Source organism: Hydrogenophaga flava NBRC 102514 (genome assembly GCF_001571145.1).
Taxonomy (GTDB): Bacteria; Pseudomonadota; Gammaproteobacteria; order Burkholderiales; family Burkholderiaceae_C; genus Hydrogenophaga; species Hydrogenophaga flava.
Genome location: NZ_BCTF01000001.1, coordinates 171926 through 194778 on the forward strand (window position 1 = coordinate 171926; position 22853 = coordinate 194778).

Consider the following 22853-nt stretch of genomic DNA (forward strand, 5'->3'; position numbering starts at 1 on the left):
AAAGCCTGCTTGAACGTCCCGCCGCCGTTCCTACACTGACCCGTCTTCCACCAACGAACCGACCATGAACCTTCCCGTCAGCCTCATCGGCGTTCCCACCGACATCGGCGCCGGCGCGCGCGGCGCCTCCATGGGACCCGAGGCCTTGCGCGTGGCCGGCCTGCAGGCGGTGCTGGAAAGCCACGGCCTGCAGGTGATCGACCGCGGCAATCTGGGCGGCCCCTCCAACCCCTGGCAACCGCCGGTCGACGGCTACCGCCACCTGCCCGAAGTGGTGGCCTGGAACACCGCGCTGCACGACGCGGTACACGCCGAACTCGCCCAGGGCCGCCTGCCCATCGTGCTGGGGGGTGACCACTGCCTGGGGATTGGTTCCATCAGCGCGGTGGCCCGCCACTGCCGCGAAACGGGCAAGCAGCTCCGCGTGCTCTGGCTGGACGCGCACGCCGACTTCAACACCGCCGAACTCACCCCAAGCGGCAACATCCACGGGATGCCGGTGGCCTGCCTGTGCGGCCACGGCCCGGCGGTGCTCACCGGCATCGGTGGCCACACGCCGGCCATTGCGCCGGACGTGGTGCGGCAGATCGGCATCCGCAGCGTGGACCCGGGCGAGAAGCGCTTCGTGCACGAGGTGGGGCTGGAGGTTTTCGACATGCGCTACATCGACGAGATGGGCATGCGCCACACCATGGAACAGGCGCTGATGGGGCTGGACGAGAACACCCACCTGCATGTGAGCTTCGACGTGGACTTCCTGGACCCCGAGATCGCGCCCGGCGTGGGCACCACCGTGCCCGGCGGCCCCACCTACCGCGAGGCCCAGCTGTGCATGGAAATGATCGCCGACACCGGACGGCTCGCCTCGCTGGACGTGATGGAACTCAACCCGGCGCTGGACCTGCGCAACCGCACGGCCGAGCTGGCGGTGGACCTGATCGAGAGCCTGTTCGGCAAGTCCACGCTGATGCGGAAGAGCTCACCGCAAGCCTGAACCACCGAGCCGAACAGCACCAGCCTCAAGTTCTGGCACCGAAAGCCGATAGAGCAAGATCAGCCCGGCTTGTACCCCCCGACGGAGGACCGTGGCGGTCATAGGTCTTTCATGGTTTTGCGTGTGTCTGTTCGCGTGGGTGGTGCGTTGCTGGCTGGTGTCCTGGGTATGGGCTCACTGCACGCTCAACCCCAACCTTCGGAACAGCTGGACCGGCTGGCGGCCATCACCGCAGCACAGGGCCAGGCACGGGTCATCATCGGTCTCAAAGTCAGCACGCCCAGGTCCGAATCCACGTCAGCGTTGCCCACCGCCAGCAAGCGGCTGCGTGTGGCGCAGGCGCAGAAGACCCTGGAAGTCAGCTACTTCCGTGGCAGCAACGCCAAAATCCTCAGCACCTTCAGTTTGCAGCCCCACCTCGCAGCCGAGGTGGATGCCAACACGCTGGCCCGCCTGATGGCGTCGCCTCTGGTCGCCTCGATCGAGGAAGATGTGGCGATGCCGCTGGCCCTGGCCGAGAGCACGGCCATGATCGGCGCACCCACGGCATGGGCCTCGGGCGCCACGGGCGCAGGCCAGACCGTGGCGGTGCTGGACACTGGTGTCGACAAGTCCCACCCTATGCTGGCGGGCGCGGTGGTGTCCGAGGCCTGCTACTCGTCCACCACCACGCAATCGAAGTCGCTGTGTCCCGGCGGCGTGCCGGCCAGCACGTCGTCGGGTGCCGGCGTGCACTGTGCCACCTCCATCAACGGCTGCAGCCACGGCACCCACGTGGCCGGCATCGTGGCCGGACGCAGCGATGCAGCAGGTGGCCGAGGGGTGGCGCCGGGCGCCAACCTGCTCTCGATCCAGGTGTTCAGCTTCTTCCCCGCCTCCAACGCGGTTATGTCCTACACCAGCGACCAGATCAAGGCGCTGGAACGGGTCTATCTGCTCAAGGACACACTCAATATCGCTGCCGTCAACATGAGTCTCGGGGCTGGCCAGTACAGCAGCACCTGTGACTCACAGCATGTGGCCCTGAAGGCGGCCATCGACAACCTGCGCGCGGCTGGCGTCGCGACGGTCATTGCCAGCGGCAACAGCGGCTACAAGAGCGCCATGTCTGCGCCGGCCTGCATTTCAAGTGCGATCAGCGTGGCCGCCCACTGCGACGCGGGACCTGACGGCAGTGCGTGTGGCACGGGGGTCGGCGGCATCGCGTCATATTCAAACGTCGCCTCCTTCGTGTCGCTGGTGGCGCCTGGGAGCTACATCCGCTCGGCGGTGCCGGGCGGCGGCTATGCCCTGTACAACGGCACCTCGATGGCGGCTCCTCATGTGGCAGGGGCCTGGGCCCAACTTAGGCAGCTTCAGCCCGCCATTTCTGTCGCCGACGGGCTGAGCACGCTCAAGGTGCAAGGGTTGGTGGTGAACGACACCCGACCAGGAGGCTCCGTTTCGGGACTCAAGCGCCTGCAGACCGGCGCCCTCACCGCCACGCCCCGCACGCTGACAACCACGCGCAGCGGTACCGGATCCGGCATCGTGTCATCCTCGCCTGCGGGCGTGCTGTGCGGCGGTGACTGCAGCGAGACTTTCGCCGACAACACCACCGTGACCCTCACCGCCACGCCTTCTGCGGGATCCACCTTTGGCGGGTGGTCTGGGGCCTGCAGCGGAAGTGGCGCGTGCACCCTGAGCATGAGCGAAGCCAGACAGGTGGATGCCCAGTTCCAGGCTGGCTCGTACACCCTGTCCGTCTCCCGCAGCGGCAACGCGACGGGCAGCGTCACCGCCTCATCGGGGGGCATCTCCTGCGGCAGCGTCTGCAGTGCGACCTACATGGGTGGCAGCACGGTGTCGCTCACGGCCACTCCCGGCCCCAACGCGCGCTTTGCGGGCTGGAGCGGCGCCTGCGCCGGCACGGGCAGCTGTGTCGTGAGCATGGTGGGCGCCCGCAGCGTCGTCGCAACGTTCAGTGCCACGCGACACACCCTGTCCATAGGACGCGCGGGCAATGGCTCGGGAGTCGTCACTGGCAAACCAGGCGGCATCGCCTGCGGTGCTGCATGCGCCACGCTGCAGCCCGTGGCCAGCACCATCACCCTGACGGCCAAAGCCTCCAGTGGATCGAGGTTCATGGGCTGGACCGGTGCCTGCCGTGGCGCCGGGACCTGCAAGGTGAAACTGTCGGCCGACGTCGCCGTCGGAGCCGTCTTCGAGAAGATCCCCTATGTCCTGAGCTATGTGCGCGCCGGCAGCGGCAGCGGCCTTGTCGCCATCACCCCCGCAGGTCAGGTGTGCGCCAACTCTTGCAAACAGACCTTGCTCAGCGGCACCACCGTGGTGCTCAGCGCGACACCAGCGGCGGGCTCGACATTCGTGGGCTGGGCGGGGGCCTGCCGCGGAACCGGGCCCTGCACCATCACGGTAAGGGCGGCGACCACGGTTGCGGCGAACTTCCGCCGCCAGTAGCCGCGGGCCTCATTCCGACTTGCCGACCAGCTCCAGGTGCTCGACCACCGGCGGCTGCAGGAAGAACGGGCCGACGATGGCACGCCACTCGGCGAAGGCCGGCGACTGGCGGAAACCCACGGTGTGGTCCTCCAGCGTGTCCCAGTAGATGGTCAGGATGTAACGGCCCGGGCTTTCGATGCTGCGGTTGACCTTGAAGCCCTGAAAGCCCTTGGCCTGGGCGATGACGGTGCTGGCGCCGCGCAGGACGGCGGCTTCGAAGTCGGCCGCCTTGGCGGTGTCGATGCGGATGTCGGCGTGTTCAAGAATCATGTGGGCTCCTGGAGACTCAGGCCACAGCGGCCTGGCAATCGTCGCGGATCATATCCACCGCCTTCTCAGCCATCATGACCACCGGGGCATTGGTGTTGCCGCCGACCACGCAGGGCATGACCGACGCGTCGATAACGCGCAACCCGTCCACACCGTGCACCTTAAGCCGCGCGTCCACCACGGCGCCCGCCGCCGGGTCCGGCCCCATGCGGCAGGTGCCCACGGGGTGGTAGATGGTGTCGGCGTGGTGGCGGATGAACTGCTCGATCTGAGCATCGCTCTGCGCGTCGCGCGAGGCGGCCGATTCGATGCCGCCATGGCGCGCCAGCGCCGGCTGCTGCAGCAATGCGCGCATGCGCTTGAAACCCTGCACCAGCCGCGCCACGTCGTCCGGATCCTGCAGGAAGGCCGGGTCGATCAGCGGGGCCACCTGCGGGTCGCTGCTGGCCAGGCGCAGCGTGCCGCGGCTCCTGGGGCGCAGCAGGCAGACGTGGCAGGAGTAACCGTGGCCGAGCACGGTCTTGCGGCCGTGGTCGACCAGCTTGCCGACCACGAAGTGCAGCTGCAGGTCGGGGATCGCCTCCTCGGGCGCGCTGCGGATGAAGCCCCCGGCCTCGGCGAAGTTGGTCGTGAGCATGCCGCTGCGGCGGCTGCGCCACTCGAACACGCCCTTGACCATGTCGGCGACGCCGCTCGGCGAAATGCCGAACAGTGACGTCAGCCGGGGGGCGTTCACCACCATCACCACGTCGGGGTGGTCGTGCAGGTTGCCGCCCACGCCGGGCAGTTCGTGCACCGCGGCAATGCCATGTTCCGACAGGTGCGCGGCCGGGCCAATGCCCGAGAGCATCAGCAGCTGCGGCGAACCGAAAGCGCCCGCGCTGAGCAGCACCTCGCCACCCGGGTTCAGGGCCAGGGTCTGCAGCGCCCCACGGCCGCCATCGGGCCGGTATTCGACTCCCACCGCCACGGGACGCCCGCCTCTCTGTTCCGTCACCACACGCGTGGTCAGCGCGTTCGTGATCACCCGCAGGTTGCTGCGCCCCAGGTGCGGTGTGAGGTAGGCCTTGGCGGCGCTGAAGCGTTCGCCATTCTTGTGCGTGACCTGGTAGACGCCCACGCCCTCCTGCTCGGCGCCGTTGAAGTCGGTGTTGACCGGGTAGCCCGCCTGGCGGCCGGCCTCGACGAAGTCGGGGAGCACCGGGTTGGGCGAGCGCAGGTTCATCACGTTCAACGGGCCACCGCTGCCATGCCAGTCGTCGGCGCCGCGCTCGTTGTGCTCGGCGCGCTTGAAATACGGCAGCACCTCGTTGAACGACCAGCCCGGGTTGCCCTCGGCAGCCCAGGCGTTGTAGTCGCTCGCGTGGCCGCGCGCATAAATCATCGCGTTGATGGAGCTGGAGCCGCCCAGCACCTTGCCGCGCGGCTGGTAACCCCGCCGGCCGTGCAGGCCTGGCTGCGGCACGGTGGAATAGTCCCAGCCGTTGAGCTGGTACTTGGCCATCACCGCGAGCCCGGCAGGACAGTGGATCAGCACGCTGCGGTCCGGCGGCCCGGCTTCGAGCAGCGCCACACGCACGGCCGGGTCCTCGCTCAGGCGGCCGGCCAGCACGCTGCCGGCGGATCCGCCGCCCACGACGATGTAATCGAACATGAAATCTCCTGGCGTCGCGCGCCTGTCATGCCGTTGCAAGACGCTGCGCGACAATGCGGGGCAAGGTAGCACAGGGCCTTTCGCCGCAGTAGGCTGGCCCGCCTAGAGCGCCTCCGTCTTTACCCTCATCTTCCAGGAGTGATTCCCTCATGAGCAGCATCCAGACCGTCGGCATCATCGGCGCCGGCACCATGGGCAACGGCATCGCGCAGGCCTGCGCCGTCAGCGGCATCCGCGTGGTCATGGTCGACGTGGCCCAGGCCGCGGTGGACAAGGGCCTGGCCACGGTGGCCGGCAGCCTGGACCGCCTGATCAAGAAAGAGAAGCTGACCGCCGAGGGCAAGGCTGCAGCGCTGGCGCTGATCACAGGCTCGACCAGCTACGACGACCTCAAGGGCGCGCAACTCGTCATCGAGGCCGCGACTGAGAACGAAGGCCTGAAGGTCAAGATCCTGCAGCAGCTCGACGGCATCCTGGCGCCCGAGGTCATCGTGGCCACCAACACCAGCTCGATCAGCATCACCAAGCTGGCCGCCGCGACGAAACGCGCCGACAGGTTCATCGGCATGCACTTCTTCAACCCCGTGCCCATGATGGCGCTGGTGGAGATCATCCGCGGCCTGCAGACCAGCGACGCCACGCACGACGCCGTCAAGGCCCTGGCCGAGGCCCAGGGCAAGACGCCGATCACGGTGAAGAACGCCCCCGGCTTCGTGGTCAACCGCATCCTGGTGCCCATGATCAACGAGGCCTTCTTCGTGCTGGCCGAAGGCATCGCCACGCCGGAAGACATCGACGCCGGCATGAAGCTGGGCACCAACCAGCCCATCGGCCCGCTGGCGCTGGCCGACATGATCGGCCTGGACGTGTGTCTTGCGGTGATGAACGTCTACATGGCCGAATTCAACGACAGCAAGTACCGCCCCGCGCCGCTGCTCAAGGAGATGGTGGCGGCCGGCTGGCTGGGCCGGAAAACCGGCCGCGGCGTGTATACGTATTGACGCCCCCCGCGCCGCATTGCACTTCATCGGAAGCCCGCTTCGGCGGGCTTTCTGTTTGAGGCAGATCAATTTGCGGCGGCGCCACGTCTCCAGAATGGATTCCACGTCACCAAGGAGTCCCCCATGAGCGCTGCCCCCGTCTCCATCGCCATCTTCGAATTCCTCGACAGCACCCACCAGGACATCCAGGGCCATGTGCAGCAGCTGCACGGGCTGGTGGATGCCATCGAATCCGAAGGCCTGAACGCGGCCAACCGGGCGCTGGCCCGCCGCGTGCTGAACTACTTCAACAACGAAGCGCGCCAGCACCACCTGGACGAAGAAAAGCACATCTTTCCCTCCCTGCTGGCCAGCCAGGACGCCGAGGTCGTGCAGGCGGCCGAGCACCTGATCCAGGACCACGGCTGGCTGGAGGAGAACTGGATCCAGATCGCGCCCTCGCTCGAAGCGGCGACCAACGGCAACCTCTGGTTCGACCCGGTCGAGCTTCGGCATGCGCTGGAGGTGTTCGAGGCGCTGTACCTGGACCACATCCTGCTGGAGGAATCGCTGGCCTACCCGGAGGCCAGGAAGCGGCTGGTCGGCATCGACACCATCGGCATGGGTCGCGAGATGGCGCGGCGGCGCGTGATGGCCCAGGACGAGGTGCGCGCCCTCGCCTGAGAGCCCCTGCTGCAGAGGTGCCAGGAGGTGCCCCCGTACACTGACCGGCTTCCTGTCCTGCACCTGAAGCCATGAGTTCTTTCGACTTCGATCTCTTTGTCATCGGTGGCGGCAGCGGCGGCGTGCGCGCCGCCCGCATGGCCGCCGGGCGCGGCGCGCGCGTTGCCCTGGCCGAGACCCTGGGCACCGATGGCCTGGGCGGCACCTGCGTCAACGTGGGCTGCATCCCCAAAAAGCTCTACAGCTACGCGGCCCACTACCACGATGCATTCAACGAGTCGCGCGGTTTTGGCTGGGAGCTGGACGGCGCCCCCACCTTCAACTGGTCCACCCTCAAGGCCAACCGCGCGAAGGAAATCGGCCGCCTCAACGGTGTCTACGCCAACCTGTTGCGCGGCTCGGGCGTCACGGTCCTCAACGGCTTTGCGCGCATCGACGGCCCACACGCCCTCACCGTGGCCACACTGAATGCCGACGGCACACCCGGCCACCAGTCCTTCACGGCCGCGAACATCCTGATCGCCACCGGCGGCACCCCCTTCGTGCCGCACTTCACCGGGCGCGAGCACGTCATCACCTCCAACGAGGTGTTCGATCTGGAGCCGTTCCCGCAGCGCCTGCTGGTGGTCGGCGGCGGTTACATCGCCTGCGAGTTCGCGTCCATCTTCAACGGCCTCGGGGCCAAGGTCACCCAGCTCTACCGCGGCGAACAGGTTCTGCGCGGCTTCGACGACGAGATCCGCCACTTCGTGGCCGGCGAGATGGTCAAGACCGGCGTCGATCTGCGGCTCAATGCCGATGTGGTGGATGTCCGCAAGACCGACGAAGGATTGCACGTGGAGTGCGAAGGCGGCAACACCGTCATGGCCGACGCTGTGCTCTACGCCACCGGCCGCAAGCCCAACGTGCAGGGCCTGGGGCTGGAAGCCGTGGGCGTGGCCCAGGGGGCGCAGGGCGAGGTGATGGTGGACGAACACTACCGCACCAACGTGCCCAGCATCTGGGCCGTGGGCGACGTGACCAACCGGGTGCAGCTCACGCCCGTGGCACTGGGCGAGGCCATGGTGGTAGTGGACCAGCTGTTCGGCCCGGCCCCCGGCAAGACTCCGCGCAGCATGGGCTACGAGTTCATTCCCACCGCCGTGTTCACCCACCCCAGCATCGGCACCGTGGGCTACAGCGAGGCGCAGGCGCGCGAGAAATTCGGCGCCGTCACCGTCTTCCGCAGCGAGTTCAAGGCGCTGCGGCACACGCTGTCGGGCAGCAGCGAACGCACGCTGATGAAGCTGATCGTGGACACCGCCAGCGACCGCGTGGTGGGCCTGCACATGGTCGGTGCCGAGGCCGGCGAGATCGTGCAGGGCTTTGCCGTGGCGATGAAGGCGGGCGCCACCAAGGCGGTGTTCGACAGCACCATCGGCATCCACCCGACGGCGGCCGAAGAGTTCGTGACGATGCGCGAACCGGTCAAAAGCTGAACCACAGCAACCCGACCGCCACCAGCACCGTGTGCAGCCACAGGCCCGGTGCCAGCCAGCGCAGATAGGCCATGCCCCCGGTGAGCCCCGCGGTGACGCTCTTGCTCGCCGCATGCACCAGCAAGGCCAGCGCCACGGCCCACACGCCGGCCGGCCCCGACACCGGCGTGGCGGCCGAGAACACCGCCGCCAGCGCCGAATGCAGGTCGGCCAGCGCGGCCACCAGCGCCCCCGCCACCAGGCCCGCGTCGCCCAGCCAGCGCTGCAAGGCGTGCACCACCAGCTGGACGCTGCTGAGCAGCACAGCCACGGCCGCGGCACCGCGCAGGCTGAACATGCGGTCGTCACCGCGCACGGACAGTCCCTCGATGCGCGGGGACGACACCACCAGCCCGTCGCCATCGGGCGGTGCGCCGCGCAACAGCACCCAGCCCCACAGCGCCACCACCACAGCCCCCACCAGCGCCGGCAGCCACAGCCGCGCCAGCCAGGCCGGCTGCATGGCCGCAGCCACCAGCAGCAGCTGCAGCTGGGTGGACACGCAGGACAGCAGGCCGCCACCGGCCATCAGGCGCGGGCTGGCGCCCTGCTCGCGCACCGCCAGCCCCATCGTGGCGATGGTGGCGGTGCTGGACACGAAGCCCGAGGCCAGCGCCGACACCGCCACCGCGTGGTGCGCGGCAAGCAGCCGCGCCGCCAGGTGCGCCACCGACTGCACGGCCAGCAGCAGCACCAGCAGCTGCACCACCTTGTGCGGGTTCAGCGGCGTGCCCCACAGCGGCTGGTCGGGCACCAGAGGCAGCGCCATCAGCACCAGGGCGGCCAGCACAATGCCACCGCGCACCTCGCCCGGGCGCAGCCAGTGCAGGGCGAAGCGGTGCAGGCGCTCGCGCCCGGCCAGCAGCGCGGTCAGGCCCACGGCCAGGCCGGCCGCCAGCGGCGGGCTCCACACGCAAAGCACACCGGTCAGGTAGGTCAGCAGCAGCGCGATCTCGGTCGTCGCGCCGGGGTCGCCGGAGCGGTCGCGCTGGTAGGCCAGCAGGGTGAGGCCGATCACCAGCAGGGCACCGGCCACCACCAGCCCGCCGATCTGGGTCAACGCCGCCGCAGCACCGGCCACACTGGTCACCGCAAAGGTGCGCAGACCAGCGAACGACCGGTTCGGGCCACTGCCCTTGCGCCGCTCGCGCTCGATGCCCACCAGCAGGCCGCAGCCGAGCGCGACCGCCAGCACAGCGGCGGCAGGTGTGTCGGGCACAAAGCCCCAGGGATCGGTCATGGACATGGCGCAGCGGAAGAACCCAGGCTGCCGCCACTGTAGCGTCAGCGTCTCAGGGCGTGACCAGCCCGTCCATGCGCACCACCTCGAAATCACGGCCCTGGACCTGGCGCAGCTCGCTGTTGAGCCTGTCGTTGTTCCACCGCGGGTCGGGCGCGCCGCTGACGTACCAGTTGCTGCCGTTGTCGGCCACGAACATGCCGTGCGTCTTCATGGCCGTGAGCAGCGCCCGGGTCTCGGTGCTGAAGGTCGGCGGAATGGCGTAGCTGGCCTTCAGACGCACGCGCATACCCATGGGTGGCAGGTTCGCACTGGTGTTCGACGACGCCCAGTGCGTGGCCGGCGGCACGTAGGCGCGCCGGCTGCGCTGCACCGTGAAGCGCAGCGCGTGGGCGATGCCGCCTGGGCCGAGCGCGGCTTCCTCGTAGCGCGCCAGACCGGGAAAGATCGGCAGCCCTGCGGCGTCGGCGCTGGTCCAGCCGGGCTGCCCGCCCGGCCGCACGTTGTTGCTGCCCAGGTGGAACAGTGCGCCGACGTCCGCGAACCACGACCCACCGGTCTGCGGGAACGCCCGACCGATTTCGTAAAGGCGCTGATTGTCCCGGTCGATCACGATCACATGGCGGTCACCATTGCTGGACCGCCCACCCTCGACGGGGGCGTCCGCCGGCACCGGATACGGCCCCGGATCGCTCTCGTCCCCATATGCGGTCCAGACCATCGGCACCCGGGCCTGTGCGCCCGAGACCACCACATAGGGAATGCCAATGGGTGCCCCTTCCCAGAAACCGGATCCGAAGTCCGGGTGCAGGCCGGTGTCCAGCCCGATGCTGGCGATCAGCGCATCAGAGTTCGGGTCCACCGGCAACGCCGACACGTCCTGGTTCCAGGGGTTGTCGGCCGGGAAGGACAGCGCACCGTACAGCGGGGCACCGGGCCCCAGCGCCGCCCGCGCAAAGTTGCCGTAGCTGCGGATGGTGGCCGGCTCGGTGCCGAACACGTGGTAGCCCGTGCCCTCATAGGCGTACTGCGGCAGGTAGGCCACCTCGGTCGGGGTGACGGTATAGAAGTGGTAGCCCTTGCCCGCCAGGTAGAAGCGGCTGAGTGGCCGCAGCCCCGGCCCAGCCACCGTGCTCGCGTAGTAGGCGATGCCCTCGTAGAGGAACTGCGGCAGGTTCGCCTGCACCTGCGCCCGCTCCGATTCGCTGATGGTGTAGAAGTGCACGCCGGTCTGACGGTTGTAGAAGCGGTGCACCGGGCTGAGGCCTGCGGCGGCCACGGGACTGGCCTCGAACGCCGGCCCGTCGTAGGACATGACGGGCAGCGTGGCACGGATGCGGTCCCGCTCGCTGGCACTGGCCGTGTAGAAGTGCGCGCCCGTGGCCCGGTTGTAGAACCGGTAGACCGGCACCGTCCCCTGCGCCTTGGGGCTGCCGGACTCGTCCAGCGCGGCCGACTTGCTGCGTGCCTCTGCCGGGCCGTCCACACCGTCGGATGCGCCGCCGCAGGCCACCAGCGAGAACAGGAGCGCCCCGCAGGCGACCACCAGGGACAGACGGGAGATGGCAGAAAACGGTGTCCGGATCGGATTCATCGGGGTGCCCCACAACAACAGCACAGTGTGCCACCGGCCCCCGCCGGCCCTGTAACAACACCTGGCCACACAATAGCCCCATGCACAAATCCCCGACCTTCATCGCACCCCAGCTGTTCGACGACCCGGCCGCCGCGCTGGCCCAGGTGCAGCACATCTACGACAGCAGCGTCGCCTTCCTGCGCGAAGCCATGCACGACTTCGTGGCGGGTGCCGAGCCCGGTGGCGCCCGCATCCGCGCCTGCTACCCCTTCGTTCGGCTGCACTCGCGCAGTGTCTCGCGGCAGGAGGCCGGGCTGCAGAGCCGGCTGAGCTACGGTTTCGTCGCCGGCCCGGGCCGCTTCGAAACCACGCTGACCCGCCCCGACCTCTACAGCGACTACTACCTGGAGCAGTTCCGCCTGCTGCTGTCCAACCACGACGGCAAGCTGGAGGTGGGCACCAGCACGCAGCCGATCCCGATCCACTTCTCCTTCGCCGAACACGAGCATGTGGAAGGAGAGATGGGGCCCGAGCGCCGCGCCCTGATGCGCGACGTGTTCGACCTGCCCGACCTGACCGTGATGGACGACGGCATCGCCAACGGCACGCACGAACCCAAACCCGGTGAGCCGCACCCGCTGTCGCTGTTCACCGGGCCGCGCGTCGACTATTCGCTGCAGCGCCTTCGCCACTACAGCGGCACCTCGCCCGACTGGTTCCAGAACTTCGTGCTGTTCACCAACTACCAGTTCTACATCGATGAGTTCATCAAGCTGGGCCACGCCGAGATGGCCGACCCGCACAGCGACTACGTCGCCTTCGTCGAGCCGGGCAACCTGGTCACGCGCCGCGCCGGCCTGAGCACCGAAGCGATTGACGCGCTGGGCAAGGCCCTGCCCCGGCTGCCGCAGATGCCGGCCTACCACCTGCTGCGCGAAGACCGCTCGGGCATCACCATGGTCAACATCGGCGTCGGCCCGGCCAACGCCAAGACCATCACCGACCACATCGCCGTGCTGCGCCCGCACGCCTGGCTGATGCTGGGCCACTGCGCCGGCCTGCGCAACGGCCAGCAGCTGGGCGACTACGTGCTGGCCCACGCCTACGTGCGCGAGGACCATGTGCTCGACGAGGAACTGCCGCTGTGGGTGCCGATTCCCGCGCTGGCCGAGATCCAGGTCGCACTGGAACAGGCCGTGGCCGACGTCACCGGCGTGCCGCCGCAGGAGCTCAAACGCATCATGCGCACCGGCACTGTGGCAAGCACCGACAACCGCAACTGGGAACTGCTGCCGGACAACACGCCCCAGCGCCGCTTCTCGCAATCGCGTGCCGTCGCACTGGACATGGAAAGTGCCACCATCGCCGCCAATGGCTTCCGCTTCCGCGTGCCCTACGGCACCCTGCTGTGCGTGAGTGACAAGCCGCTGCACGGCGAGATCAAACTGCCCGGCATGGCCAACCACTTCTACCGCGAGCGGGTGGACCAGCATTTGCGCATCGGCATCCGCGCGGTGGAACTGCTGCGCGCCGGCGGGGTGGACCAGTTGCACAGCCGCAAGCTGCGCAGCTTTGCCGAGGTGGCGTTCCAGTAAGCCCGCCGCTTTACCGGAACTTCACACACCGGTCACGGTCCCTTCGGGGTGCCTGCGCACAATGGGGACCCAGCGCCGGTCCTCCGGCACCACACCATGAACGAACCGATGACCTCTGCCCTTCCGTCACGGCACCGGCCGGGGGCCCTGCTGCTGGCCCTGTCCGCCGCCGCCCTGCTGGGCGCCTGTGCCACCCCGAACACGCCCTCCGCGGAGTCCGCCGGAATCGCCGTGCCGGCCACCTGGTCCACCGGGGCCACCACCAACACCTCCTCGTCCACCGCCACCGACTTGGCCCAGTGGTGGCAACGCTTCAACGACCCCGCCCTGGGCGCGCTGGTCACCCAGGCGCTGCAGGCCAATCCCGGCGTACGCAGCGCACAGGCCGCGTTGCTCCAGGCGCGCGCCCAGCGCGACGTGCAGCAGGCGAACAACGGCCCCTCGCTCAGCGCCTCGGGTTCGGCCCAGCGCAGCCGCTCGGGCACGGCGGACGCCAGCAGCCGCTTCCAGGCCGGCTTCGACGCCAGCTGGGAGCCCGATCTCTTCGGCGGCAACCGCGCCAGCCTGGACGCCAGCGAGGCCGAGGCCCGCGCCTCCGAAACCAGCCTGGCCGATGTGCAGGTGTCGCTGGCGGCCGAGGTCGCCGCGTCGCTGATCGAGCTGCGCGGTCTGCAGTCGCGGCTGGACATCGCGCAGCGCAACCTGGCCGCCCAGTCCGAGACCCTGCAGATCACGCGCTGGCGGGTGCAGGCCGGCCTGGCCTCCTCGCTCGACCTGGAACAGGCCATTGCCGCACAGGCGCAGACCCAGGCCCAGATCCCCGCGCTGCAGACCAGCCTGGCCCAGGCCCGCAACGCGCTGTCGGTGCTGACCGGCCAGGCGCCCGGCGCGCTGGACGCCACGCTGGGCGCGGTCGCGCCGGTGCCGCAGCCGCCCGCCGACATCGCACTCTCGCTGCCGGCCGAGACACTGCGCCAGCGCCCCGACGTGCGCACCGCCGAACACCGCATCAGCGCCGCACTGGCGCGGGTGGTGGCCGCCGACGCCGCGCGCTACCCGAGCTTCCGGCTCGGCGGCTCGCTCGGCCTGTCCGCGCTCACGCTGGGCACCCTGACCGACGGCGCCTCCGTGGTGCGCTCCCTGCTGGCCAGCGTGTCGGCGCCGCTGCTGGACGGTGGTGCAGCGAAGGCGCAGATGCGCGCGCAGGAGGCGGCGCTGGAACAGGCGCGTGCCGGCTACGCCAGCACCGTGCTGACCGCGCTGCAGGACGTGGAGGACGCGCTGGTCGCCATCCAGGGCGACCGCGAGCGCCTGGCCCGCCTGCAGACCGCCGCCGAGGCCGCCGTCAACGCCGAGCTGCTGGCGCGCCAGCGCTACCAGAGCGGCCTGATCGATTTCCGCACCGTGCTCGACACCCAGCGCACCCTGCTGTCCGCGCAGGACAGCGTGGCCAGCGCCCAGGCCTCGCTCGCCACCGGCCACGTCCGTCTCTACAAGGCCCTGGGCGGTGGCTGGACCCCGGACACCGCCGCACCGAGCGCCACCCGCTGACCGATTTCTCCCGATGACCATGAACGCCAAGAAGACCTCCACCCCCGCCGACGTCCAGAACCTGCTGGGCGAAGACCGTCCGCCCCGCTGGTGGCAGCGCGCCTCGACCTGGATCGCGGTCGCGGCGCTGGCGCTGGCCGGCGGCGGCCTCTACGTCTGGCAGTCGCAGAAGAACGCCAAGGCCGCGCCCGTCTACGTGACCGAACCGCTCAAGGCCGGCGACATCACGCTCACCGTCGCGGCCAACGGCACGCTGCAGCCGACCCGCTCGGTGAACGTGGGCAGCGAACTCTCGGGCACGGTCAAGCGGGTGCTGGTCGACGTCAACGACCGCGTCAAGGCGGGCCAGGTGCTGGTGGAGCTGGACACCGCCAAGCTGCAGGACCAGGTCACGCAGGTGCGCGCCGGCCTGGCCTCGGCCCAGGCGCAGCTGGCCCAGGCAGTGGCCACGGCCCGCGAGGCCCGCGCCACGCTGGCGCGCTTCGAGGAGGTCGCGCGCCTGTCGGGTGGCAAGGTGCCCTCGGCCACCGAACTCGACAGCGCCAAGGCAGCCGTGGACCGCGCCGTGGCCGCCGAGGCGGCCGCCCAGGCATCGGTCAACGAGGCGCGCGCCGCGCTGTCGACCAACGAGACCAACCTGTCCAAGGCCTCGATCCGTTCGCCCATCAGTGGTGTGGTGCTCTCGCGCTCGGTCGATCCGGGCAACGCGGTGGCCGCCTCGCTGCAGGCGGTCACCCTGTTCACCCTGGCCGAGGACCTGGCCCAGCTCAAGCTGGACGTGGCGGTGGACGAGGCCGACGTCGGCAACGTCAAGGTCGACCAGAAGGCGACGTTCACCGTCAGCGCCTTCCCGGCGCGGCGCTACCCGGCCACCATCCAGCGCGTGGCCTTCGGCTCCACCAAGACCGACAACGTCGTCACCTACACCACCACGCTCAACGTCGACAACGCCGACCTGAGCCTGCGCCCGGGCATGACCGCGGCGGCGACCATCGTGGCCAAGGAAGCCAAGGGCGTGCTGCTGGTGCCCAACACCGCGCTGCGCTTTTCGCCCGCGTCGTCCAACGGCGCCGCCCCAGCCAGTGGCGGCAGCATCCTCTCGAAGATGATGCCGCGCCCCCCGAACACGCGCCCCAAGACCGCCGGCATGGACCGCCGCGGTGGCGGCCCGCGCCAGATCTGGGTGCTGGAGAACGGCCAGCCCGTGGCCAAACCGGTGAAGACCGGCATCAGCGACGGTCGCAACACCGAGGTCAGCGGCGAAGGCCTGACCGAAGGCATGGCGGTCATCACGGAACAACGCAGTGGGGCTACGCCGTGAGCCCCCACGCTCCACCGCTGCGCGGGTCGCTGCCCCCCGGGGGGGCTGATCCGGCTTGGGGCGGCCCGGCGCCGGATCGCCCGGTCAACGACACCCCGCTGATCCGCCTGCGCGGCATCACCAAGACCTACGGCGAGGGCAACACCGCCTTCCAGGCGCTCAAGGGGGTCGACCTCGACATCCAGCAGGGCGACTTCGTGGCGATCATGGGCCCCAGCGGATCGGGCAAGTCGACCGCGATGAACACGCTGGGCTGCCTGGACGTGCCCACCAGTGGCGAATACCTGTTCCGCGGTGTGCACGTGGAGACGCTGTCGCGCGACCAGCGTGCGCGCCTGCGCCGACGCTACTTCGGCTTCGTGTTCCAGGGCTTCCACCTGCTGGCGCGCACCTCGGCGCAGGAGAACGTCGAGTTGCCCCTGGTCTACCGCGGCGAACCCGCGGCCCTACGGCACTCGGCGGCGCACGCGGCGCTGGAGAAGGTCGGCCTCAAAGGTTGGGAGCACCACACGCCGGGCGAGCTCTCCGGTGGTCAGCAGCAGCGCGTGGCCATCGCGCGCGCCATCGTCACCGAGCCGCAGGTGCTGCTGGCCGACGAGCCGACCGGCAACCTCGACACGCAACGCAGCCACGAAATCATGGAACTGCTCTGGCGCCTGAACACCGAGCAGGGCATCACGGTGCTGATGGTCACGCACGAGCCCGACATGGCCGAGTACGCGCGCCGCATGGTGCGCTTCGTTGACGGCGTGGTCGCCAGCGACGTGCGCAACCCGGTGCCGCACATGCTGCGCGAACGCCAGTCAGAGGGAGACAGCCATGTGGCTTAACACCCTGATCCTGGCGCTGCGCTCGATCCGGCGCAACCTGCTGCGCTCCTTCCTCACCATCCTGGGCATCGTGATCGGTGTCAGCGCCGTGATCACCATGGTCACGGTCGGCAACGGCGCCACCGCGGCGGTGCAGAACCAGATCGCGGGCCTGGGCACCAACCTGCTGCAGGTCCGGCCCGGCCAGCGCATGGGGCCGGGCGGCGGCGGCGGCGGTGCGCCCGCATTCAAGGAGAGCGACGGCGAGGCCATCATGGGTCAGGTCAGCGGCATCCTGGCGGTGGCGCCCGAAGCCCGCACCGGCACCACCCTGGTGGCCAATGGACGCAACTGGAATTCCAGCGTGATCGGCAGCACCAACGACTGGCTGGTCACCGGCAACTGGAAGATCGCCGACGGCCGCAACTTCAGCGACGACGAGCTGCGCGCCGGTGGGGCGGTCTGCCTGATTGGCCAGACGGTGCAGCGCGAGCTGTTCGGCAGCACCAGCGCCGTGGGCGGCCAGCTGCGGGTCAAGGCCATGAGCTGCGAGGTCATCGGCACGCTCGAATCCAAGGGCCAGGGCGCCTTCGGCAACGACCAGGACGACATGGTGCTGATGCCCATCAAGACGCTGCAGCGCCGCATCGTCGGCCACACCCGCGTCAACACCCTGCTGGTGTCGATGAGCGATGGCGCCGACGCCTCGCGCGTGACCGCCTCGATCACGCAGCTGCTGCGCGAGCGCCGCAAACTGGCCGAGACCGACGAGGACAACTTCAACGTGCTGGACACCAAGCAGCTGGCCGAAACGCTTTCGGGCACGACGAAGATCATGACCATGCTGCTCGGCGCGGTGGCCGCCGTGAGCCTGCTGGTGGGCGGCATCGGCATCATGAACATCATGCTGGTGAGCGTGACCGAGCGCACCCGCGAGATCGGCCTGCGCCTGGCCATCGGCGCGCTGGAGCGCGAGGTGCTGCTGCAGTTCCTGATCGAGGCCGTGGTGCTGGCCGCGCTCGGCGGCCTGGTGGGCATCGTTCTGGCCACCGGCGCCTCGGTGGCGCTGTCGGCGGTGATGGACGTGCCCTACCAGTTCAACCTGGGGGTGAACCTGCTGAGCTTCCTGTTCTCGGCCGCCATCGGCGTGCTGTTCGGCTACTTCCCGGCACGGCGCGCGGCGCGGCTCAATCCGATCGACGCCCTGCGCCACGAGTGAGTCCGGCACGGCGGATCGATATGATCCGCCGATGTCCTCCCCCACCCTCGACGCGCGCGGCCTGACGCTCTGGTCCATTGCCCTGATCGCCTTGCTGGGCCTGTCGGCCTGGCACCCTCTGGAACTGGACACCTGGGCGATGGAGGTGGCGCCGGTCGTCGTGGTGCTGCCGCTGTTGTGGCTGAGCCGGCGGCGTTTTCCGCTCACGCCCCTGCTCTACGGTCTGATCTTCGTGCACGCCCTGATCCTGATGCTCGGTGGCCACTACACCTACGCCCAGGTGCCGCTGGGGTTCTGGAGGCAGGACTGGTTCGGGCTGGCACGCAACCCCTACGACGGTGTCGGTCACTTTGCGCAGGGCTTCGTGCCCGCGATGGTGGCGCGCGAACTGCTGCTGCGCCAGACGGCGCTCAGGCCAGGCAAGTGGCTGTTCGCGATCGTGGTGCTGGCCTGCGGCGGCATCAGCGCGCTCTATGAGTTGATCGAATGGGGCGCGGCGGTCGCGATGGGCGCGGGCGCCGATGCCTTCCTCGGCACCCAGGGCGACCCCTGGGACACACAGAAGGACATGGCGCTGGCCTTCGTCGGCGCTGTGGTGGCACAGCCGCTGCTGGCGCGCTGGCACGACGCCCAGCTGGCGCGGCTGGTGCAGCGCCCCTGAAAGAAGGAGCTCAGGCCTGGCGCGGCTTGACCTTGCCCGCCGCCAGCTTGGCGTTGGCGCGCGCGGTGTCGGTGTCGGCTGCCCGCGCCAGCGCCACGCCCATGCGGCGCTTGGTGAAGCTCTCGGGCTTGCCGAACAGGCGCAGGTCGGTGCCGGGCACGCGCAGTGCGTCATCCACGCCGTCGAAGACGATGCCTTGCGCCTCGACGCCGCCGTAGATGACGGCGCTGGCGCCCGGGTTTCGCAGGCTGGTGTCCACCGGCAGACCCAGGATGGCGCGGGCGTGCAGTTCGAACTCGCTCTGGTGCTGCGTGCACAGGGTCACCAGGCCGGTGTCGTGCGGGCGCGGGCTGACCTCGCTGAACCAGACCTGCTCGCCCTTGACGAACAGCTCCACGCCGAACAGGCCGAGGCCGCCCAGGTTGTCGGTCACGGCCTTGGCGATCTGGCGCGACTTCTCGATGGCGGCCGGCTTCATGGCCATGGGCTGCCAGCTTTCCACGTAGTCGCCACTGACCTGCACGTGGCCGATGGGTTCGCAGAAGTGGGTGTCGGTCTCGCCGCTGGCGCCCTTGGCGCGCACGGTGAGTTGCGTGATCTCGTAGTCGAAATCGATGAAGCCTTCGACGATCACACGGCCATGGCTCACGCGGCCACCGGCCATCGCGTAGTCCCAGGCCTTCTGCACGTCGGCCGGGCCGTCGATCTTGCTCTGGCCCTTGCCGCTGGAGCTCATCACCGGCTTGACGATGCAGGGGTAGCCGATGCCGGCGTCAATGGCCGCCTGCAGCTCGGCCAGCGAGTCGCAGAACTTGTAGGGGCTGGTCGGCAGGCCCAGGGTCTCGGCCGCCAGGCGGCGGATGCCTTCATGGTCCATGGTCAGGCGGGCGGCGCGCGCGGTCGGGATCACCGTCACCGTGCCGGCGGCTTCCAGCTGCTCCAGCATGGGCGTGGCAATGGCCTCGATCTCGGGCACCACCAGGTGCGGGCGCTCGGCCTCGATCAGCGCCTTGAGCTGCGCCGGATCGCTCATGGTGATGGTGCGCGCGTGGTGCGCCACCTGCTGGCCCGGCGCGTTCTGATAGCGGTCGACCGCGATGGTCTCCACGCCCAGGCGCTGCAGCGCGATCAGCACTTCCTTGCCGAGCTCGCCGCTGCCCAGCAGCATGACGCGGGTGGCGGAGGGCGAGAGGGGTGTACCAAGCGTCGTCATGAGGGTCCTCGAAAAAACGTCAGGGGGCGGCAAGGCCCATGGCCTCGCCCATGCGCACTGGGCGGCCGGCCGACCAGCGCGGGTGGAAATCGATGGTGTTCTTCGGCCAGAGCATCACGACCGTGGAACCCAGCAGGAAGCAGCCCATTTCCTCGCCGCGCTGCAGCAGGCAAGGCTCGTCGTCGTAGGTCCATTCGCGCACGTTGCGGGTGCGCGGCGGATTGACCACACCGTGCCAGACGGTGGCCATACTGCCGACGATGGTGGCGCCCACCAGCACCAGCGCAAACGGACGGGTCTCGCCGTTGACACCGTGCGGCACATCGAACACGCAGACCACGCGCTCGTTGCGCGCGAACAGGCCGGGCACGTGCGCTGCCGTCACCGGGTTCACCGAGAACAGCTCGCCGGGCACGTAGATCATGCGCCGCAGCCGCGCGTTGCTGGGCATGTGGATGCGGTGGTAGTCCTTGGGGCTGAGGTAGATGGTGGCGAAGGAGCCGCCACGGAACTGCGCGGCCAGGCCGGCGTTGCCCCCCACGAGCGCGCGGGTGCTGTAGCGGTGGCCCTTGGCCTGGTAGATCTGGTCGTCCTTGATGTCGCCGAACTGGCTGATCGCGCCGTCGACCGGACACACAAAACCCTCGGGCGCCAGCGGGCGCACACCGGCGCGAAGCGGCCGGGTGAAGAACTCGTTGAAGGTGGCGTAGCTGCGCGGGTCGGAATTGGCGGCCTCGTCCATGTTGACGCCGTAGCGCTTGATGAACCAGGGAATCACGTTGTGCGTCCACCAGGTGGCGCGCGAGTGGGCACACCAGCCGGCAAAGCGCGTGATCGCGGTTTTGGGCAGCAGGTATTGCAGGGCGACGGCGGGGGGAAGGGACACTTTGGAGCGCGCCGGACGCGGCGTCAGACGACCGTTCGGCCGGGAAGCCGGCATTGTAGGACGGCCGTTTTCACCCGCCATTTCCGCCCGCAAGGGCAAGGCGGGCACGGCACAATCGGCCGCCATGAGTGAACTGCTGTTCGAGTGCCGGGACCTGGTCAAGCGCTATGGCGGCCAGACCGTCGTCGATGGTCTCTCGTTCGGCATCGCGCCGGGCGAGTGCCTGGGCGTGATCGGACCCAACGGTGCCGGCAAGACCACCACCATCCGCATGTGCCTGGGGCTGACGGCGCCGGATGCCGGCGAAGTGACGGCCTTCGGGCTGCCCATGCCGCAGGAGGCGCTGGCGGTCAAGCAGCGCCTGGGCGTGGTGAGCCAGATGGACACGCTGGACCCGGACTTCTCCTGCGCCGAGAACCTGCTGGTGTACGGCCGCTACTTCGGCCTGAAGGACGCGGCCGTTCGCGCGCGCATTCCGAGGCTGCTGGAGTTTGCGGCGCTGTCGCACAAGGCCGACGCCAAACCCGGCGAACTCTCGGGCGGCATGAAGCGGCGGCTGTCGCTGGCGCGCGCGCTGGTCAACGACCCGCAACTGCTGCTGCTCGACGAACCCACCACCGGGCTGGACCCGCAGGCGCGGCACCTGATGTGGGAGCGGCTGCAGTTGTTGCTGCAACAGGGCAAGAGCATCCTGCTCACGACGCATTTCATGGACGAAGCCGAGCGCCTGTGTTCGCGCCTGCTGGTGCTGGACCACGGCCGCAAGATCGCCGAGGGCCGGCCGCGCGAGCTGATCGCGCAGCACCTGGAGCCCGAGGTGGTGGAGGTCTACGGCGCGGGTGCGTTGGCGCTGCACGACGCGCCGGCACACGCCGCCCTTCGTCAGCTGGCCGGGCGGGTCGAGGTGAGCGGCGAGACGGTGTTCTTCTACACCCAGGACGCGCGCTCGCTGCTGCAGGCGCTGGCGCCGTTGCACGATCTGCGCACCCTGCACCGGCCGGCGAACCTGGAAGACCTTTTCCTGAAGTTGACCGGACGACAGATCCGCGAGGACGGCTGATGAGCAACCCATCCCATTGGTCCGCCCCACGCCTCTCGATGCGCTGGTGGCCCGTGTTCCAGCGCAACCTGCTGGTCTGGAAGAAGCTGGCGCTGCCCAGCCTGGTCGGCAACATCGCCGAGCCGCTGATGTGGCTGGTGGCCTTCGGCTACGGCATGGGCGCGCTGGTGGGCCAGGTGACCCTGTCCACGCCCCAGGGTGAACAGGCCGTGCCCTACATCCTGTTCCTGGCCAGCGGCAGCATCTGCATGAGCGCGATGAACGCGGCCAGCTTCGAGGCGCTGTACTCCGCCTTCTCGCGCATGCATGTGCAGAAGACCTGGGACGGCATCATGAACGCCCCGGTGCGGCTGGACGACGTGGTGCTGGCCGAAATGCTGTGGGCGGCCTTCAAGGCCCTGTTCACGGTGCTGGCCATCCTGGGCGTGATGCTGGCGCTGGGCATCAGCCATTCACCGAAGCTGTTGCTGGTGCTGCCGGTCCTGCTGGTGGCGGGCATCACCTTCTCGTGCATCGCCCTGGTGTTCAACGCGCTGGCCCAGGGCTACGACTTTTTCACCTACTACTTCACGCTGTTCCTGACACCCATGATGTTCCTCTCGGGTGTCTTCTTTCCCCGGGAACAGCTGCCGGGTCTGGTGCGCGCCATCTCCGAATGGCTGCCGCTGACCAATGCCGTCGCGCTGGTGCGCCCCCTGTTCATGGACCAGTGGCCCGATCGGCCCCTGGTGCACCTGGCGGTGCTGGCGGTCTACGCGGTCGGCGCGTTCTGGGTCGCGCTGGCGCTGACCCGCAAACGCTTTGCGAAGTGATCAGTGCACGGCAAGCTGCAGGGCCGGCTGGGCCGCGGCGTAGAACTCGACGCCGGAGTCCATGAAGACTTCGTTGTCGATCGCAGCGTCGTAGGCGCGGATGGCCTTGCGCTGGGTGAGGGTGCGGTGGGTGATCGGGATCAGGGGCTTGTCCAGCGGGCGGCACACGCGGTGGCGCAGGCCACGCAGATCGCGGCTGCTTTCCATGGCCGTGATCACGGCTTCCGGATCGAGCATGAGGACGAAGGGGTTGAGGCTGGCGGTGGAGTTCATGGCGATGTCCTGGAGAAAACGGGGTGAAAACAAGGC

General features: G+C 69.1%; 20 protein-coding genes. 13 read left to right on the plus strand and 7 right to left on the minus strand.

Annotation, left to right across the window (positions count from 1 at the left end):
* Positions 1–64 precede the first annotated feature (64 nt).
* Together rocF and HFL01S_RS00820 are read left to right on the plus strand one after the other, a co-directional pair.
* A complete protein-coding gene (gene rocF, locus HFL01S_RS00815; RefSeq protein WP_066253293.1) occupies positions 65–994 on the plus strand; it encodes an arginase in 930 nt (309 codons plus the stop codon).
* Between the two features lie 168 nt (positions 995–1162).
* The gene (locus HFL01S_RS00820) at positions 1163–3454 is read left to right on the plus strand and encodes a S8 family serine peptidase (protein WP_066253298.1); all 2292 of its coding nucleotides are present in this window, start codon (positions 1163–1165) and stop codon (positions 3452–3454) included.
* A gap of 9 nt (positions 3455–3463) precedes the next feature.
* Here HFL01S_RS00820 and HFL01S_RS00825 read toward each other — a convergent pair whose 3' ends face one another.
* A complete protein-coding gene (locus tag HFL01S_RS00825) occupies positions 3464–3766 on the minus strand; it encodes an antibiotic biosynthesis monooxygenase family protein (RefSeq protein ID WP_066253301.1) in 303 nt (100 codons plus the stop codon).
* Between the two features lie 16 nt (positions 3767–3782).
* Positions 3783–5420 (minus strand): GMC family oxidoreductase, encoded by a 1638-nt coding sequence (locus HFL01S_RS00830; RefSeq protein ID WP_066253304.1) that lies wholly within the window; start codon positions 5418–5420, stop codon positions 3783–3785.
* Positions 5421–5569: 149 nt separating this feature from the next.
* On the opposite strand from HFL01S_RS00830, the gene HFL01S_RS00835 reads away from it, so the two are divergent.
* The 3 genes from HFL01S_RS00835 to gorA all read left to right on the plus strand — a co-directional run bounded on the left by HFL01S_RS00835 (position 5570) and on the right by gorA (position 8562).
* Positions 5570–6421, plus strand: a complete 852-nt coding sequence (locus HFL01S_RS00835) for a 3-hydroxybutyryl-CoA dehydrogenase (RefSeq protein ID WP_066253307.1) — start codon at positions 5570–5572, stop codon at positions 6419–6421.
* Positions 6422–6544: 123 nt separating this feature from the next.
* Complete coding sequence (locus HFL01S_RS00840; protein WP_084383003.1) at positions 6545–7084, plus strand: hemerythrin domain-containing protein; 540 nt, start codon at positions 6545–6547, stop codon at positions 7082–7084.
* Positions 7085–7155: 71 nt separating this feature from the next.
* Entirely contained in the window at positions 7156–8562 is a 1407-nt protein-coding gene (gene gorA, locus HFL01S_RS00845; protein ID WP_066253310.1) for a glutathione-disulfide reductase, read from the plus strand.
* Here the strand turns inward: gorA and HFL01S_RS00850 are convergent.
* A complete protein-coding gene (locus tag HFL01S_RS00850; RefSeq protein WP_245644711.1) occupies positions 8552–9841 on the minus strand; it encodes an MgtC/SapB family protein in 1290 nt (429 codons plus the stop codon). The genes gorA and HFL01S_RS00850 overlap by 11 nt on opposite strands.
* A 52-nt stretch (positions 9842–9893) precedes the next feature.
* The gene (locus tag HFL01S_RS25605; RefSeq protein WP_245644712.1) at positions 9894–11435 is read right to left on the minus strand and encodes a hypothetical protein; all 1542 of its coding nucleotides are present in this window, start codon (positions 11433–11435) and stop codon (positions 9894–9896) included.
* A gap of 80 nt (positions 11436–11515) precedes the next feature.
* Between HFL01S_RS25605 and HFL01S_RS00860 the strand changes: the two genes are divergently transcribed.
* The 6 genes from HFL01S_RS00860 to HFL01S_RS00885 all read left to right on the plus strand — a co-directional run bounded on the left by HFL01S_RS00860 (position 11516) and on the right by HFL01S_RS00885 (position 18573).
* Entirely contained in the window at positions 11516–13012 is a 1497-nt protein-coding gene (locus HFL01S_RS00860; RefSeq protein ID WP_066253316.1) for an AMP nucleosidase, read from the plus strand.
* 108 nt (positions 13013–13120) lie between these two features.
* Positions 13121–14563 carry an efflux transporter outer membrane subunit gene (locus HFL01S_RS00865; RefSeq protein WP_066253317.1) on the plus strand — a complete coding sequence of 481 codons (1443 nt, stop codon included), beginning with the start codon at positions 13121–13123 and terminating at the stop codon, positions 14561–14563.
* A gap of 19 nt (positions 14564–14582) precedes the next feature.
* Positions 14583–15884 (plus strand): efflux RND transporter periplasmic adaptor subunit, encoded by a 1302-nt coding sequence (locus tag HFL01S_RS00870; protein WP_066253790.1) that lies wholly within the window; start codon positions 14583–14585, stop codon positions 15882–15884.
* A 98-nt stretch (positions 15885–15982) separates the two neighbouring features.
* Positions 15983–16714 (plus strand): ABC transporter ATP-binding protein, encoded by a 732-nt coding sequence (locus HFL01S_RS00875; RefSeq protein ID WP_245644717.1) that lies wholly within the window; start codon positions 15983–15985, stop codon positions 16712–16714.
* Complete coding sequence (locus HFL01S_RS00880; RefSeq protein WP_066253319.1) at positions 16704–17912, plus strand: ABC transporter permease; 1209 nt, start codon at positions 16704–16706, stop codon at positions 17910–17912. The genes HFL01S_RS00875 and HFL01S_RS00880 overlap by 11 nt, the downstream gene beginning before the upstream one ends.
* 31 nt (positions 17913–17943) lie before the next feature.
* Positions 17944–18573 (plus strand): DUF2238 domain-containing protein, encoded by a 630-nt coding sequence (locus HFL01S_RS00885; protein ID WP_066253322.1) that lies wholly within the window; start codon positions 17944–17946, stop codon positions 18571–18573.
* Between the two features lie 10 nt (positions 18574–18583).
* On the opposite strand, the gene purT is transcribed toward HFL01S_RS00885, so the two are convergent.
* Together purT and asd are read right to left on the minus strand one after the other, a co-directional pair.
* Complete coding sequence (gene purT / locus HFL01S_RS00890) at positions 18584–19786, minus strand: formate-dependent phosphoribosylglycinamide formyltransferase (protein ID WP_066253328.1); 1203 nt, start codon at positions 19784–19786, stop codon at positions 18584–18586.
* A 19-nt stretch (positions 19787–19805) separates the two neighbouring features.
* On the minus strand, positions 19806–20672 hold the full coding sequence (gene asd, locus HFL01S_RS00895) for an archaetidylserine decarboxylase (protein ID WP_066253795.1): 867 nt from the start codon (positions 20670–20672) through the stop codon (positions 19806–19808).
* A 124-nt stretch (positions 20673–20796) separates the two neighbouring features.
* Between asd and HFL01S_RS00900 the strand changes: the two genes are divergently transcribed.
* On the plus strand, positions 20797–21732 hold the full coding sequence (locus tag HFL01S_RS00900) for an ATP-binding cassette domain-containing protein (RefSeq protein WP_066253331.1): 936 nt from the start codon (positions 20797–20799) through the stop codon (positions 21730–21732).
* The gene (locus HFL01S_RS00905; RefSeq protein WP_066253334.1) at positions 21732–22544 is read left to right on the plus strand and encodes an ABC transporter permease; all 813 of its coding nucleotides are present in this window, start codon (positions 21732–21734) and stop codon (positions 22542–22544) included. The genes HFL01S_RS00900 and HFL01S_RS00905 overlap by 1 nt, the downstream gene beginning before the upstream one ends.
* Here the strand turns inward: HFL01S_RS00905 and HFL01S_RS00910 are convergent, their stop codons facing one another.
* The gene (locus tag HFL01S_RS00910) at positions 22545–22817 is read right to left on the minus strand and encodes a hypothetical protein (RefSeq protein ID WP_084383005.1); all 273 of its coding nucleotides are present in this window, start codon (positions 22815–22817) and stop codon (positions 22545–22547) included.
* Positions 22818–22853 lie beyond the last annotated feature (36 nt).